Source organism: Microbacter margulisiae (assembly GCF_014192515.1).
Taxonomy (GTDB): Bacteria; Bacteroidota; Bacteroidia; order Bacteroidales; family Paludibacteraceae; genus Microbacter; species Microbacter margulisiae.
Genome location: NZ_JACHYB010000002.1, coordinates 944,474 through 960,357 on the forward strand (window position 1 = coordinate 944,474; position 15,884 = coordinate 960,357).

At 44.7% G+C, this 15,884-nt stretch carries 12 protein-coding genes; 8 read left to right on the forward strand and 4 right to left on the reverse strand.

Annotated features, from left to right (window positions below; all coding sequences use genetic code 11):
* Nucleotides 1-20 precede the first annotated feature (20 nt).
* Both FHX64_RS12900 and FHX64_RS12905 read left to right on the forward strand, forming a co-directional pair.
* Nucleotides 21-629 (forward strand): polysaccharide deacetylase family protein, encoded by a 609-nt coding sequence (locus FHX64_RS12900; protein ID WP_183414250.1) that lies wholly within the window; start codon nucleotides 21-23, stop codon nucleotides 627-629.
* A gap of 3 nt (nucleotides 630-632) precedes the next feature.
* Nucleotides 633-1,238 (forward strand): phosphatase PAP2 family protein, encoded by a 606-nt coding sequence (locus tag FHX64_RS12905; protein ID WP_183414252.1) that lies wholly within the window; start codon nucleotides 633-635, stop codon nucleotides 1,236-1,238.
* A gap of 12 nt (nucleotides 1,239-1,250) precedes the next feature.
* On the opposite strand, the gene FHX64_RS12910 is transcribed toward FHX64_RS12905, so the two are convergent.
* The 4 genes from FHX64_RS12910 to ileS all read right to left on the reverse strand — a co-directional run bounded on the left by FHX64_RS12910 (nucleotide 1,251) and on the right by ileS (nucleotide 6,746).
* Entirely contained in the window at nucleotides 1,251-1,949 is a 699-nt protein-coding gene (locus FHX64_RS12910; RefSeq protein WP_183414254.1) for a 16S rRNA (uracil(1498)-N(3))-methyltransferase, read from the reverse strand.
* Between the two features lie 20 nt (nucleotides 1,950-1,969).
* Nucleotides 1,970-2,728, reverse strand: coding sequence for an imidazole glycerol phosphate synthase subunit HisF (hisF, locus tag FHX64_RS12915; protein WP_183414256.1), 759 nt, complete (start codon nucleotides 2,726-2,728; stop codon nucleotides 1,970-1,972).
* Between the two features lie 119 nt (nucleotides 2,729-2,847).
* On the reverse strand, nucleotides 2,848-3,225 hold the full coding sequence (locus FHX64_RS12920; RefSeq protein WP_183414257.1) for a TraR/DksA family transcriptional regulator: 378 nt from the start codon (nucleotides 3,223-3,225) through the stop codon (nucleotides 2,848-2,850).
* A gap of 95 nt (nucleotides 3,226-3,320) precedes the next feature.
* Nucleotides 3,321-6,746 (reverse strand): isoleucine--tRNA ligase, encoded by a 3,426-nt coding sequence (gene ileS / locus FHX64_RS12925; RefSeq protein ID WP_183414259.1) that lies wholly within the window; start codon nucleotides 6,744-6,746, stop codon nucleotides 3,321-3,323.
* A 421-nt stretch (nucleotides 6,747-7,167) separates the two neighbouring features.
* Between ileS and FHX64_RS12930 the strand changes: the two genes are divergently transcribed.
* The 6 genes from FHX64_RS12930 to FHX64_RS12955 all read left to right on the forward strand — a co-directional run bounded on the left by FHX64_RS12930 (nucleotide 7,168) and on the right by FHX64_RS12955 (nucleotide 15,864).
* Nucleotides 7,168-7,950, forward strand: a complete 783-nt coding sequence (locus FHX64_RS12930) for a carboxylesterase family protein (protein ID WP_183414261.1) — start codon at nucleotides 7,168-7,170, stop codon at nucleotides 7,948-7,950.
* A 333-nt stretch (nucleotides 7,951-8,283) separates the two neighbouring features.
* Nucleotides 8,284-9,372, forward strand: coding sequence for a sensor histidine kinase (locus FHX64_RS12935; RefSeq protein ID WP_183414263.1), 1,089 nt, complete (start codon nucleotides 8,284-8,286; stop codon nucleotides 9,370-9,372).
* Nucleotides 9,353-10,114, forward strand: coding sequence for a LytR/AlgR family response regulator transcription factor (locus tag FHX64_RS12940; RefSeq protein ID WP_183414265.1), 762 nt, complete (start codon nucleotides 9,353-9,355; stop codon nucleotides 10,112-10,114). Before FHX64_RS12935 ends, FHX64_RS12940 begins: the two co-directional genes overlap by 20 nt.
* Before the next feature lie 228 nt (nucleotides 10,115-10,342).
* Nucleotides 10,343-11,680 carry a TolC family protein gene (locus FHX64_RS12945; protein ID WP_183414267.1) on the forward strand — a complete coding sequence of 446 codons (1,338 nt, stop codon included), beginning with the start codon at nucleotides 10,343-10,345 and terminating at the stop codon, nucleotides 11,678-11,680.
* A 13-nt stretch (nucleotides 11,681-11,693) separates the two neighbouring features.
* Nucleotides 11,694-12,758: an efflux RND transporter periplasmic adaptor subunit gene (locus FHX64_RS12950; RefSeq protein ID WP_183414269.1), complete on the forward strand. Its 1,065-nt coding sequence runs from the start codon at nucleotides 11,694-11,696 to the stop codon at nucleotides 12,756-12,758.
* A complete protein-coding gene (locus FHX64_RS12955; protein WP_221202213.1) occupies nucleotides 12,745-15,864 on the forward strand; it encodes an efflux RND transporter permease subunit in 3,120 nt (1,039 codons plus the stop codon). Before FHX64_RS12950 ends, FHX64_RS12955 begins: the two co-directional genes overlap by 14 nt.
* Nucleotides 15,865-15,884: the final 20 nt, after the last annotated feature.

The following is a 15,884-nucleotide window of genomic DNA, read 5'->3' on the forward strand; positions in this document are numbered from 1 at the left end:
GGCAACTTCTTTTTCTTTGTATGTTTATTGAGCGTCCGTTGTTTTTTCTGCCTTGGTTATTCCCAAAGGCATGGTGGAGAAAAGATAAAAACCGGAAAGTAGTTTATCTGACTTTCGATGATGGGCCTGTACCCGAAATCACTCCGGTAATACTGAAGATGCTGGATGAGTTCCAGATTAAAGCGACATTCTTCTGTGTAGGAGATAATGTCAGAAAACACCCGGAGGTGTTTCAACAGGTGATTAAACAAGGACATCGCGTAGGAAATCATACCTTTAATCATATAAAGGGGTTTTCCTGGAGTGTTGAGGCATACCTTGAAAATGTCGAAAAAGCAGCATCGCTCATTAACTCAGACTTAATACGGCCCCCGCATGGGCAGTTATCGCAAAAATTATACCGGGCGTTGAACGAACGTTATCAGGTGGTAATGTGGGATGTAATTACACGTGACTATAATCAGGCGTTACAGCCTGAACGCATTCTGAAAAATGTAAAGAAATACGTGCGTAACGGATCCATTGTTGTATTTCACGATTCGCTAAAAGCAAAACAAAATGTGCTTACCGTTTTGCCCGATGCAATCCGGTTTCTTCAACAACAAGGATATCAATTTAAAACACTGTAAGCTATGAAACGACTTGCATCTATTCTTTCAATTATTTTCAGTCCGCTACTGGTACCAACTTATGGTATCTTACTCTTTTTTACAACAAGACGATTTGAGGTTGTTCCTTTCTTGCCAAAGCTTATTGTAGGTATTATCGTTTTTGTATGTACGGGATTATTGCCGGGAGTGATTCTCTATTTCTTTATGAAAACAGGGAAAGTAAGCTCTGTGAATCTTGAAAAAAAAGAAGAACGCACTCTTCCTTACATCTTTTCATTAGTGCTCTATCTTTTCTGTGCATTATATCTCTGGAAAGTCAATATGCCACTCTGGTTTGTAATGATGGTGGTAGGAAGTACTGTTGCTTTGGTTGTTTTAATGCTCGTCAATCTAAAATGGAAGATGAGTGCCCATTTATCAGCTCTGGGAGGTGTTTTTGGAGGTATCTTCGTGGTAGCTATGCATTATGTCCTCAACCCTGTTGCTTTAATTGTAGGAACGCTATTTATTGCTGCGGCTGTAGCAACATCACGATTGATTCTTGGAGTTCACACTCCTTTACAGACGCTGGCCGGATTTGTCAACGGATTTGTCCTCGTAATGTTATTCGGCCTTCTTTTCGGATAGGAGCTAAACTTTTTAAAGGCGCTTTAACTGCATAATATGACAGGCGGCAATACCTGCTGTTTCGGTGCGTAGTCTGTTCTTCCCTAACGACACAGGTTGAAATCCATACGAAAAAGACGCTGTTATCTCTTCCTGAGAAAAATCTCCTTCGGGACCAATCAACACAATGGCATCCTTATCCGGAGTATAAATATCCTGTAGCAAAACCCGCTCTTCTTCGTAACAATGAGCAATGAACCGTTGTTTCTCGGTGCTCTCTTTCAATAATTCCGTAAACGTTATGGCGGGATTAAGCTTAGGAAGATAAGCGCGCTGCGATTGCTTCATAGCAGCAATGACGATTTTTTCAAGGCGTTCGAAAGCTATACTTCTGCGTTCCGAAAAATGACAAACGACAGGCGTTATGATGTCAACACCTAATTCTGTAGCCTTTTCTGCAAACCACTCCAGCCGTTCCTTATTTTTTGTCGGGGCAATAGCAATATGTGTCAGTGTTGTTTCCTCACGTGTCTCATAATACTGTTCCACTATTTCCACCATGGTATGTTTTGGATGTGCCTCAACAATACGCATTACAAAATGGGTACCTTTTCCATCGGAAACCGCGATAAGCGTTCCCAGACCCAATCGCAATACCTTCGTACAATGCAGGGATTCTTCTTCAGGCAAGCAAAGGCTATTCAGGATATCCGGAGCATAAAATAAATGCATAACAGAGAGGATTTCAATAATTAACGACGAACCTCAATACCTTTGTCATAGAGAAATTGTTTCAAGGCAGGTAACTCAATCTCTCCATAATGGAAAATTCCTGCGGCTAAAGCTGCATCTGCCTTGCCTTGATTAAACACATCTACAAAATGCTCCATTTTACCAGCGCCACCACTTGCAATAACGGGCACATTAACACTTTCGGATACTTCCCGGGTCAGGTCAATGGCAAATCCGTTTTTTGTCCCGTCATGATCCATGGATGTTAAAAGAATCTCTCCGGCACCCAGGTCAACGGCATTTTGCACCCATTCCAACGTACGGATTTCAGTTGGTATACGTCCTCCATTCAGGAACACAATCCATTCACCATTCACGAATTTAGTATCTACAGCCAGAACAACGCATTGGGAACCAAACTGGAGCGCTAATTCTTCAATTAGCTTAGGATTGCGAACTGCAGCTGAATTTACTGAAATTTTATCTGCTCCGGCCTGCAACAAAGTAGACACATCACTCACACTCGAAATACCACCACCTACTGTAAAAGGTATATTAATATGATGTGCAATACGGGTAACGAGGTCCGAGAGTGTCTTACGCTTTTCGTGTGTGGCTGTAATATCCAGAAAAACCAATTCATCGGCTCCCATTTGTGCGTAGCGGCTTCCCAGTTCCACCGGATCACCTACAGCACGAATATTCAGAAAATTGATTCCCTTTACCGTTTGTCCGTCTTTAATATCCAAACAGGGAATGATACGTTTAGTCAGCGGCATACTATTGAATTACTATTTGATAATATCACAAAACTCTTTTGATTTCAATTTTTACAAACAAAAAACGGCAACCGGAATAATTTCTGTCCGCCTGCCGTATTCGTATATCAAGAATGTGTTTATTTTCCCGTTGATTTCGCTTCGATACTCAACGTAGCATGAGGAACAGCCCGCAAGCGCTCTTTTGGAATTAATTTTCCTGTTTCACGGCAAATGCCATAGGTCTTGTTTTCAATACGTACCAATGCGGCCTGCAAATGCTGGATAAATTTCATCTGCCGTTGTGCTAAACGTCCTGCTTCTTCTTTTGACAAAGTGGAAGCACCTTCTTCCAACACCTTGAATGTTGGCGACGTATCAGTAGTGTCGTTACCATCCATATTGGTTAAACTCAACTTAAGCAGCTCATAATCATGTTCTGCTTTTTCAAGTTTTTCTAAAATTAGAGCACGAAATTCCTCTAATTCTGCATCTGAGTATCTTGTTTTTTCTGACATGGTCAACACATTTTAAGACGTTATTTCGGACTGCTAAATTAGCCATTCAAACAGATATAGCCATATAATTTATTATATTTAACATCATTAAGATTTCACGCTTTTCCAATATAAAGGTAGACTTTAAACGACTCAAAATCAACTTCTATATTTTCCGTCAACTGTGAAACAAAGGTAATGCTGTTTGCCAAAGTCTGACCGGATATGTAATCGGCATACGTTTTAACAGCTTCTTCGATATATTCCGATCGTAAAAACCGGATCACAATTCGATCGGTAATTTCATATCCGTTTGTTTTACGGAGATTTTGAATACGATTCACCAGTTCACGGGCAATGCCTTCCTGCAGAAGCGATTCTGTGAGAGTAATATCCAGAGCAACCGTCAGGTTACCTTCGTTGGCGACAAGCCATCCCGGAATATCCTCGGAGATAATCTCTACATCTGATGCTTCGACAGAGACTTGCTGATTGTCAATCATACATGACCAAACCCCATCTTGTTCAAGAAGCATGATCTCTTCCTGAGTCATAGCAGCAATAGTACTGGATAACTGCTTCATAATCTTGCCGAATTTTGGGCCTAACTTCTTGAAATCAGGTTTCACCCGTTTTACCAGAATTCCTGCCGTATTCTCGACAAAACGAAGTTCTTTAACATTCGTTTCACTCAGGATCAACGGTTGCACGGATTCGATATGCTCGCGAACAACAGCATCTTTCACGGGTAACAGAATGGATGAAAGCGGTTGGCGAACTTTTATATTAACCTTTTTGCGCAACGACAATACCATGGATGAAATGGATTGCGCCAGATTCATTCGTTCTTCGAGCGTTTTGTCAATATATTGCATATTCGCTTCGGGGAATGAAGCCAGATGCACGGATACTGTATCTCCTTTTCCTGTCACGGAAATCAAATCGAGATACAAACGGTCAGCATAGAAAGGCGAAATGGGAGCCATCAGCCGTGCTACTGTTTCAAGGCAGGTATACAAAGTTTGGTAAGCTGATATCTTATCCTGATTGTAACCACCACCCCAAAAACGTTTCCGGTTGAGACGCACATACCAGTTGCTCAAATGATCATTGACAAATTCTGCAATAGCACGACCGGCTCGCGTCGGTTCATAGGTATTATAATAGGTGTTGGTTTCGTCAATCAACGTATTCAGCAATGAAAGAATCCAACGGTCAATTTCAGGACGTTCGTTCAATGGGATCTCATCTTCACGGTAAGCAAACCCGTCAACATTGGCATAAAGGGCAAAGAAGGAATAGGTATTATAAAGCGTTCCGAAGAATTTTCTCCGCACCTCTTCAATGCCGTCAACATCAAATTTCAGGTTGTCCCATGGCGACGCATTTGTAATCATATACCAGCGCAACGGATCCGAACCATATTTTTCGATGGTGGAAAACGGATCGACGGCATTGCCCAAACGTTTCGACATCTTGTTACCGTTTTTATCCAGCACCAAACCATTTGAGACGACTGCCTTGAAGGAAACACTGTCAAAAGCCATCGCAGCAATCGCATGCAGCGTGAAGAACCATCCCCTTGTCTGATCGACACCTTCGGCAATAAAATCAGCCGGGAATGCTGTCTTCCCATCAATCAGCTCTCTGTTTTCAAAAGGATAATGCACCTGAGCATAGGGCATCGAACCCGAGTCAAACCATACGTCAATCAGGTCGGATTCCCGTTTCATCGGCTTTCCGCTACCGGAAACCAGGATGATATCATCCACATACGGCCGGTGCAGGTCAATCTTATCATAATTGGGTTTTGAAAAATCCTCAGGGACAAATCCTTTATCTTTGAAAGGATTGCTCTTCATCACGCCGGCGGCAACCGCTTGTTCAATCTCAGCATATAGTTCGTTAAGCGAGCCTATACACTTTTCTTCAGCACCATCTTCCGTACGCCAGATCGGAAGGGGCGTCCCCCAGTAACGGCTACGTGACAGGTTCCAGTCCTGAAGATTTTCAAGCCATTTGCCAAAACGTCCTGTTCCAGTTGATTGCGGTTTCCAGTTGATTGTTTCGTTCAGCTCCATCATACGTTCACGACAGGCCGTTGTACGGATAAACCAGCTATCAAGCGGATAATACAATACAGGTTTGTCTGTTCTCCAGCAATGGGGATAACTGTGCACATGCTTCTCGATCTTGAATGCAAGTCCTTGTTGTTTTAGCATAACCGACAGGTCAACATCCAGTGGAGCATCATCTTCTGTCAATGTATCATCATAGCTATTTTTCACATAACGCCCGGCATACTCCTTATATACAGGAATATTAACTGATTTTACCACAAAATCAGCATCCAAATCTTCAACTTTATAAAATTTTCCAGTCAGATCGACCATAGGTCGTTGGTTACCGTCTTTGTCGGTCAGCAACATAGGGGGAACGCCATTGGCTTTAGCAACGCGGTCATCATCGGCACCAAAAGTAGGCGCAATATGAACAATCCCCGTTCCGTCTTCTGTTGTAACAAAATCGCCGGTAATCACGCGGAAAGCATTCTTTTCAATCTTAACAAACGGGATCAGCTGTTCATAGGTAACCCCTTCCAATTGTTTTCCCACATATTCTCCAACTACCTTAAAGGGAATCAGTTTGTCTCCAGTCTTATAAGCATCCAATGGAATATCGGCAGCTTTCGGATTGAAATGCTGCGAAAGTAACTCTTTAGCCAAAATATAAGTAGCAGGAGTCCCCGTATACGGATTGTAGGATTGCACAGCGACATACGTAATGGATGGGCCGACGCAGAGAGCTGTATTGGATGGCAATGTCCACGGCGTTGTAGTCCATGCCAGGAAATAAGCGTCGCCCCATTGTTTCCATTCCGGCTTCGGGTCATTAATCCGGAATTGAGCTACACACGTCGTATCTTTTACATCGCGATAACAGCCGGGCTGGTTCAGTTCATGAGTGCTCAACCCTGTACCGGCGGCCGGAGAATAAGGCTGAATGGTATATCCCTTATAAAGATATCCTTTCTCATAAAGCCGTTTCAATAAAAACCACAATGTCTCGATGTAATGATTGTCATAGGTAATGTAGGGATGTTGCATATCGACCCAATAACCCATCTTCCGGGTCAGGTCTTCCCATTCACGGGTATATTGCATCACATCCTTGCGGCAGGCGGCATTGTATTCTTCCACCGAAATGGTTTTTCCGATATCTTCCTTTGTGATCCCCAGTCGCTTCTCAACGCCAAGTTCCACGGGAAGTCCATGTGTATCCCATCCTGCTTTCCGCTCCACATAATATCCTTTCATTGTCTTGTAGCGGCAAAAAATATCTTTTATCGTACGCGCCATGACATGGTGAATACCCGGCATTCCATTAGCGGAAGGCGGGCCTTCATAGAAAACAAATGAAGGATTTCCTTTGCGCGTTTCAAGACTCTGGCGAAAAACATCCTGTTTATCCCATTGTTCCAGAATTTCTTTATTCATCCCGGCAAGATCGAAAGCATTATGTTCGGTAAATTTCTTACTCATAATCAACTAATTGTATGAAAAACAACCCCGTAAGGGTCCTCTCAAAAAAATTGTCACAAAGTTAGTCATTTTCTGCGAAAAAGCGTACGGTTGCGACACTCAGCTGTCCGGGTAATACCATATATCATTCAAGAAAATAAAGGGTTGCATCTTATTCTTTAAAGTGGTCAGACAGAGTATGACTCCTTCCCCAAATATTTCTTACTCCGAAATCCGGAATAGGATTAGCGATCGGATAAATGCAAAATAATTCATTTATCTTTGCCGTGTTATTTCTTGTACATCAATCATTAACCTGGTTAAAAACTAAGCAGATAGTAGTGATCATCCTTTGTTCAGGAATTTCTGTAACTTCTTGCTGTTTTGTCGCTCAATGTCTAAACGAGAATCTCACGTACTCATCAAGATAAATTATCAACCTATGAAAACATTCAAACCCATCTATCCGCTTGCCATGACATTATTGCTATTTTGCCTTGGCAGTTCATTCTCTTTTGCCCAAACATCCCGCTTCAGTTCTGCAAAATATGTCGATTCAAAAGGCGATACGCTTAACTATCGGATTTTGACCCCCGACTATGATACACTACGAACTTATCCACTTGTCATCTTTCTGCACGGATCAGGTGAACGGGGAAACGACAATGAGGCACAACTAAAATGGGGAGTGATGAACTTTGCAACCGATCGCGCCCTGACAATGCATCCGGCAATTATCGTCGCACCGCAATGTCCTGACAATGAAGATTGGTCAAACTTCAGCGAAGACAGTATTACACACCAGCTTCATCTATTGTCTGAACCGTCGATGCCCATGCGTCTTGTCATTCAACTGATTCATCAACTTATCAGGACGCTTCCGGTCGATACAAACCGGATCTATATTACCGGACTCTCTATGGGAGGATATGGAACCTATGATGCTATAGAACGCTATCCAGGGTTATTCGCAGCGGCAGTTCCAGTATGCGGAGCAGGCGATACGACAAAAGTTGCATCCTTTGCCCATATTCCCATCTGGATTTTCCATGGAGCCGAAGATGCAGCAGTAAATCCATCCTATGCTTTGGAAATGCTCGAAGCATTGAAAAAAGCAGGAGCGCATCCCGGATTCACTTTCTATCCGGAAGTGGGACATTTCTCCTGGCTGGCGGCTTACAGCGACCCACTCATGATGGAATGGCTGTTTCGACAACACAAATAGTCCGTTTTCAGGCGAAGATATACCTTCCTGTAATGATGGCTTTGCCGGGAATTAATATCAGGAAGTGCAATAAACTATAACCTTCAATCTAAAGGGACGTAGTCCTGCAATCTTCGTAGAAGAAAATACCAAACAACAGATGAAGATTGCAGGACTGACGGTTTGAGGGAGTGGAGGTTATCACTTCCTCAATTTCTCATCTTCTGTAACTTCTTCAACTGACTGTTGTTTTGTCAGTCATTCAGTTATTCACTCGTCCATCCGGGAGCTATATTTGCCCGTTTGATCATTTTTGTGCTTTTCTGCTCCCGATAAGCGTTGTATATTTGTGGTATGATGAAGAAAAAAATAGATTACAGGGTAGCCCTTATTTCGTCGCTAATCATTGCACTCATAACAAGCGTCAACCGCATCGCAACATTGAGCTACCACGACTGGTATCCGGTCTTCTTTATCTTTGTGCTCAATTTCAGTGCATCGATTGCCTGTTGGGGTGTGGTTTACCTTGCTGAGTATATTCTTCACAGAACATTCGGCAGGCCCAAGCAGCCCATGACACGCTTATCAAAAATCATTAGATACCAAATCATTAAATTCATTGCTTCTTCCATTATCGGTTTGGGCATTCTATTGACCGCCACCGGATCAATGTATTCATTTTTTATTCATCACGATCCTTTCCTGTTTAATGCCAACCTTGCGTTCGATCAATACCTTACTATTGCCGGCATCCGTTTCATAACGCTGATTATCGCCATTCAAATGATTAAGAATATGTTCGACCTGCTTGCCGAACGGCAAAGGATCCTTGTGGAAAATGAAAAGCTCAAACTGGCCACGCTCAATGCCCAGTTCCAGTCATTGAAGCAACAATTGAATCCTCATTTTCTGTTCAACTCCCTCAACACGCTTAAAAGCATGGTAAAAAGCAATGATGTCCATGCAGAAGCTTTTGTGCTGAGGCTTTCGGAAATCTATCGGTATATCCTGCAAAACCAGCATAACGATCTGGTTAGTATCCGTGAGGAGCTGAACATCTTGCAGGCCTATATTTTTATGTTGAAGGCGCGTTTTGAAGATAGCCTTACTGTAAACATCACCATCGACGAGGCTATTCTCGATTCCTGCCTGCTTCCGCCTTTCACCATGCAATTGCTGATTGAAAACGCGACCAAACACAATATTGTCTCGCAGGCAAAACCGCTTTGCATTAACGTATATAACATAGGCAGTGACCGGATCGTGGTAAAGAATAGCCTTCAACCAAAGCGGAATACGGAAACATCGACGGGGGTCGGACTTGAGAATATTCATAAACGATGTACTTACCTTTGCGGAAGAGGCATCGAAATCACCAAAACAACCGGTGAGTTTATTGTCGAAATTCCTTTAATCACGAAAAATGAAAATCGTTATTCTTGAAGATGAAGCCAAAACAGCCGCCGATCTCAAAGAAACATTGATACAACTGGACAAATCGGCAGAGATCGTGAAAATTTTCGATAGCGTGGAAGCCTCCATCGACTATTTCCGGGAAAATGAGATGCCGGATATTCTCTTTTCAGATATCCAACTGGCCGACGGACTATCATTCGAATTGTTTGATGCCATTAACATTACCTGTCCTGTCATCTTCTGCACGGCGTTTGACGAATATGCCATCGAGGCATTCCGCACCAAAGGAATCGATTACATCCTGAAACCTTTCGATGAACAATCCATCAGGAAGAGTCTGGAAAAAGTGAAACAACTCGAACAACATTTCACTTCGCAGAACCATCTGCTGAAAACGTTGGGAGAAGCGTTGCTACAACAGAAAAACTATAAGACGGCTTTCCTGATTTCGTTCCAGGGGAAAATGATTCCGGTGGCAACGTCAGACATTGCCTGTTTTTACATCGCCGACGAAATGGTCTATCTCCACACTTTCTCCAATAAAAAATATGTAACCGACTATTCGCTTGACGAGATCGAACACATGATCGATCCGAAGCAATATTATCGTGCCAACCGGCAATTTATTATCCATTTCAATGCCATCGTGGAAGTTGAACCCTTCTTTGCCCGTAAACTGGCGGTGAAAACCAACCTTCACCTCCCTTCTTCCATCGTTATCAGCAAGGCAAAAGCCACCGACTTTCTGGATTGGATGGAAAACCGGTAATCATGGCACTTCACTGCCTGATGCTCGTTGCATAAGTTTCTTTCCTTGTTTCCCCTGTGCGCTACCGGCATCGCTTGTCCGGTTCACCATTAAATTTGCCCGCTCTCCCTCCTTTTCTCTTTCCGGCTCCTGCCTGAGGTTCTAATTTTGAACGCAAAACGAATGGACGGGGTTTCCTGAACCGGAATCATCTCCCGATCACCTATCTCCAATCTATTTTACGTTCATATGAAAATAAAACAGATCTTTTTCATCTTCCTTTTTTCGGTTTGTGCGGCAACAGCAGGTGCCCAGGCTGACTACTCACTCACGGATTGCATTCAATACAGCCTTTCTCACCACATGTCAGCGCGCATTTACGGCAATGACCTCAGGATTGCCAAAGCGCAATCAAACCAGGTAGTTTCTTCCTATTTGCCGCAAATCAGCAACTCGGTTCAGTTTATCAATAACCTGAGTCTGGCAACTACCGTGATCCCGGCGGGTATCATTTCGAAAACGCCCCTGGATGTACAATTCGGACAAAAATACAATGCCAACCTTTCCCTGGATGTGATGCAACCCATTTATGATCAGGAAAAAATTGACGCCATCCGTGCCAATCGTTCCAACCTGAAGATTGCTTCCCTGCAAGACAAGCAAAACCAGGAAAACCTGATCTATAACACGGCAATGGCTTATTTTCAGGTATTGATATACAAAGAACTGGAACATAAACTGAATACAACAGAACAGACATACCGGCAGTTGATGAAGATTATCGATCTGCAGATTCAGAAAGGAGTGGCCATACAGACGGATGCCGACCGTTTGCAGGTAAGCCTGAACGCTACCTCCTATCAACTGGACGAAACCAGGGCGCAGGAGAAAGTGGCATACAATACGCTGAAAAACGCCATGGGCTTCCCGCTCGATTCTACCATTCAGATTACCGATACGCTCGGGCTCGACTCGTATGTCAACATGCCGTTCAACCAGCCGATGGTAACCGACAGCCTTTTCAGCTATCACATCAATCAGGCAAATGTAGAATTGCAAAAGCTGAATTACCAATCGAAGAAAGCAGCTTTCCTTCCCACCATTAATGCCGTTGCGCACTGGGGTGACCAGGCCCAGAACAATGATTTGTCGCGTGTGTTCAACACCTGGCATATGAACACCTATGTGGGCGTTGCAGTGACACTTCCGTTAAATAGCTTTTGGGAAAAGACAAGCAAGATTCACGAAAGCCAGCTCCAGTATGAAAATGCCAAACTTTCGCTGCAATTGTCGGAACAAAACTACAAGTTGCAGTACGAAAATGCGCAAAAGGAACTCCTCACAGCCTTCAATGCCTACCTGAACAACAGGAATAACCTGGCGTTGGCAAAAAGGGTGCTTGATGACACTGACCTCAGTTATCAAAAAGGCACATCCACGCTGTCTGATTTCCTGAACGATGACAATGCTTACAAAAATGCCCAGACCAATTACATCAGCAGCCTCTATTCCTACATGAGCGCCCGGCTCGATTACGAAAAAGCCAAAGGAACGCTTTTTTCTTTTTATCAACACTTACGCAACTAAAAACATATCACCAATGAAGCGCAAAACAGCCATACCCGTTACTATCTTCAGCATAGTGGTAGTCGCCATTGCAGCGACTTTAACCGTAAACAAGAAAAAAATCGATGCTGCCAACCAGATTGTCGACCGGTCGCTGATTCCCGTATCGGTCACCGTTTCCAAAGTAACAAATCAACCGATGACCATCAATCTTACGTTGCCGGCCATCCTGAATCCTTACGAATCGGCTAATATCTCGGTGCAGACACCGGGAATCATCAGTTCGTTATCCATTGACAAAGGGAGTCGTGTTGCACAAGGCGAAATAATAGGCGCCATCGATATGCGGGTTGCACGATTGAATCTGGATGCTGCCCAACTGAACAGCGAAAAGCTGAAAGAAGACTATCAGCGTACCAAAGCCCTTTATGAAGGAAACGCCGCCAGCAAAGTGAATTCCATCGACACAAAGTATGCCTATGAAAACGCGGGCATACAGGTAAAACAGATCAAACAGCAGATCGCCAATGCCAACATAGTTGCTCCCATCAGCGGCATCATCAATGCACGCAACCTGCGGGCGGGAGAATTTGTCAATCCGGGAATGACCATTGCTTCGGTGGTCAATATCTACCAGTTGAAGGCAAGCGTGTATGTGGATGAAGCGGATGTGTACCAGTTACACCTGGGAGAAACCGCTACGGTGACCACCACTGTGTTACCTGGTCAATCATTGACAGGAAAGGTCATTTTTATCAGTCCGCAGGGAGACGACAACCACAATTACCAGGTGGATATCCTGCTGGACAACAGAACCAAGCCGATGCTGAAAGCCGGAACCAACGTGAATGTCTCGTTCGACTTCAGTCCAAAAGGCAATGTGCTGCAAATACCCAAAATTGCCCTTGTGGATGATCATCAGCGTCCTTACGTCTATGTTATCAACGGAAACAGAGCCGAAGGGAGGTATATCACCACAGGAGCAGATCAGGGAGAATACATCCAGGTAACGAACGGATTGAAAGAAGGCGACGAAGTGGTCGTTTCGGGGCAAATCAATCTCCAAAACGGAAGCCTCATTACCATTGTCAACCACTAAACCCACAAGCATGTCAATTACAGAACTGTCGGTCAAACGGCCATTGCTGATCACCATTGTTTTCCTGGCGCTGATCCTGTTCGGGGTGATCAGCTACTTCAATCTGAATTACGAATTGTTGCCTAACTTCGATGCAGGAGTTATTTCCGTGAATACGACCTATCCCGGAGCTTCTGCCGAAGACATCAAGAATGATATTACGAAACCCATCGAAGATGCCGTTTCAACCATTGAAGGAATCGATATCATCACTTCCAAATCGATGGAAAACGCTTCTTCAATCATCATACGGCTCAAACCCGGGGTCGACGACGTCATTGCACAGCAGGATGTGGAACGAAGCATCAACCGGATTAAGTCAACATTGCCCGCAAACGCCAATGATCCCGTGGTAAGCCGTTTCAGTACCGAACAATACCCCGTGCTTAATCTCTCCGTATCGGCGAAAACCTCCGATGCAACCCTCTACCAATTGCTTCAGGATAACATCCTGCCGGAACTTTCCAATGTGGACGGCGTCGGACAGGTATCGCTCATCGGGGGCGACCCGAGAGAGATACAAGTCAACCTCAACAATGATGCATTGAATGCCTACCATCTTTCTGCCGGACAAGTCTACCAGATCTTATCGGCCAATGCCGCTTCACTTCCCGGAGGAAGCATTAAAACCAGCCGGCGCCAGCTTTCGATCTCAGTAGATGCCGATCTGACAAAAGCGCAGACCATCCGTAACATGGTGCTCCGTTCCAATCCCGATGGCAGCCGTGTCCTGCTTAAAGACGTGGCCAGCGTCACCGACGGACAGGCGGAAATCACCACCCTCAACCGGATGAACGGAAAAGAAGGGATTGGTTTGCAGGTATATAAAACCAACGACGCCAATTCGGTCAATGTAAGCCGGGGCGTAAAGGAGAAACTGGAAGAAATTAAAAAAGAGTATGCCTCTTATGGATTTGATTACCGGATTGCGTCCGACCAGTCCATTTATACGCTCGCTTCTGCCCATGCCGTAGTGGATGACCTGATGATGGCTGTCCTGATTGTAGGACTCGTGATGCTTGTCTTCCTCCATAGCGTGCGAAGCTCCATGTTTGTACTGGTAGCTATCCCTTCGGCCATGATTCCTACCTTTATTCTGATGGAACTCTTCGGTTTTTCACTCAATTTAATGACACTTACGGCGCTTTCCCTGGTGGTTGGTATTTTGGTGGATGATAGTATTGTGATTCTTGAAAATATTTTCCGCCATCTTGAGATGGGGAAGAACAGAGTACAGGCGGCACTGGACGGAAGAAGTGAAATCGGGTTCACGGCAGTTGCCATTACGATGGTCGATCTTGTCGTCTTCCTTCCTATGGCGCTAACCGGCGGATTGATCGGCAATATTGTACGGGAGTTTGCACTCGTGGTGGTCTTTTCCACCCTGATGAGCCTTTTTGTCTCCTTTACGCTCACCCCCATGCTGGCATCCCGTTTTGGCAAACTGTCACACTCAGATATGCCCGGATTCTGGGGTAAGTTAAACGCCGGATTCGAACAGATACTCACCCATGTAAAGGATTTCTATGCCGGCCTCCTGAAGTGGACATTACATCATAAACGTTATCTTGTTATGCTGGTTGTGCTGCTCATCATTGGTGCCGTCTCCCTCGTTCCAGCCGGTTTCATCGGAGCTTCTTTTATCGGTAACAGCGACCGCGGCGAGTTAAGCCTGAAACTGGAAACATCCGCCGACATGCCATTATATCAGACCAACCTGATGGTGAAACGGGCAGAAGCCATCATCATGCAACACCCCGAAGTGACAAATGAATATACCCTGGTGGGGACGCAAACCGGCGTAATGGGAAATGTGTCAAGCAGTAACCTTGCTGAGATTGATGTCTCGCTGGTGGATAAGACAAAACGGAATATCAGTACCGATGAGTTCGGCGTCATGTTACGAAACGAACTGGAAAAGATTCCGGGTCTTCAGGTGACAGTAATCCCGGTCAATATTACCGGATCATCCAATTCACCGATACAAATCGTGGTAAAGGGAGCTAATATCGACTCGGTGTCCATAGCGGCCAACCTGATTAAAGGCGTCATGCAGCGAACTCCGGGAACCGATTACATCCGGTTCAGCACCAAAACGCCTTCACGCCAGATCCGTATTATTCCCGACCGGCAACAGATAGCTTCCATGGGATTTACCGTGCAGGATATCGCCACCGCCGTCAATCTGGCTTTCAGCGGCAATGACAAGACGCAACTGAAAGAAAGCAATGACGATTACGGCATCAATCTGCAACTTTCGCCTTCCGACCGGCAGGACGCAAGTGATGTGGAACACCTTATGCTGGTAAGCAAGTCGGGAGCCTCCGTGATGTTGTCGCAAGTGGCGCGTGTGGAAGAAGTTGTTTCTCCTACCGTACTGGAACGGACAGACCGTCTGCCGTCCATCACTATTACTTCCTCGGCAGTGGGGCGTCCTTCGGGAACCATCGTACAGGATATCCAAAACAACCTGAAGTCAGTCTCGCTGCCTTCGGATGTCTCCATCGTTTACCAGGGTGATGTCAAGAACCAAAAGGATGCTTTCAGAAGTCTCGGCTTTGCCCTTATCATTGCCATCATATTGGTCTATATGATTATGGCTGCCCTGTACGAAAGCCTTGTCTATCCCTTTGTGGTCATTTTCTCCGTTCCTGTAGCTATCATCGGCGCATTTCTCGCCCTGGCCATGACCATGAACCAACTGACGATCCTCACCATTACCGGAATGATCATGTTGCTTGGACTGGTAACCAAAAACGGCATTTTGATTGTCGACTTTGCCAACCATTTGAAAGAAAAAGGCACCCCGGTGGTCGATGCACTGATAGAAGCAGGCAAAGAACGGTTCCGCCCCATCATTATGACCACGTTTGCCATGATTCTGGGCATGATGCCTCTTGCTTTCTCGCGGAGTCCGGGTTCCGAGATCAAAAGCGGTATGGCGTGGGTATTAATCGGAGGACTTACCAGTTCGTTCCTCTTTACTTTATTACTTGTCCCAAGTGTTTATCTCATCGTGGAGGAGATCAAACTTCGCTTTATGCGGAAAAGGAAAAATCAGAAGTAAAAGAAGATGCATTCAATGAA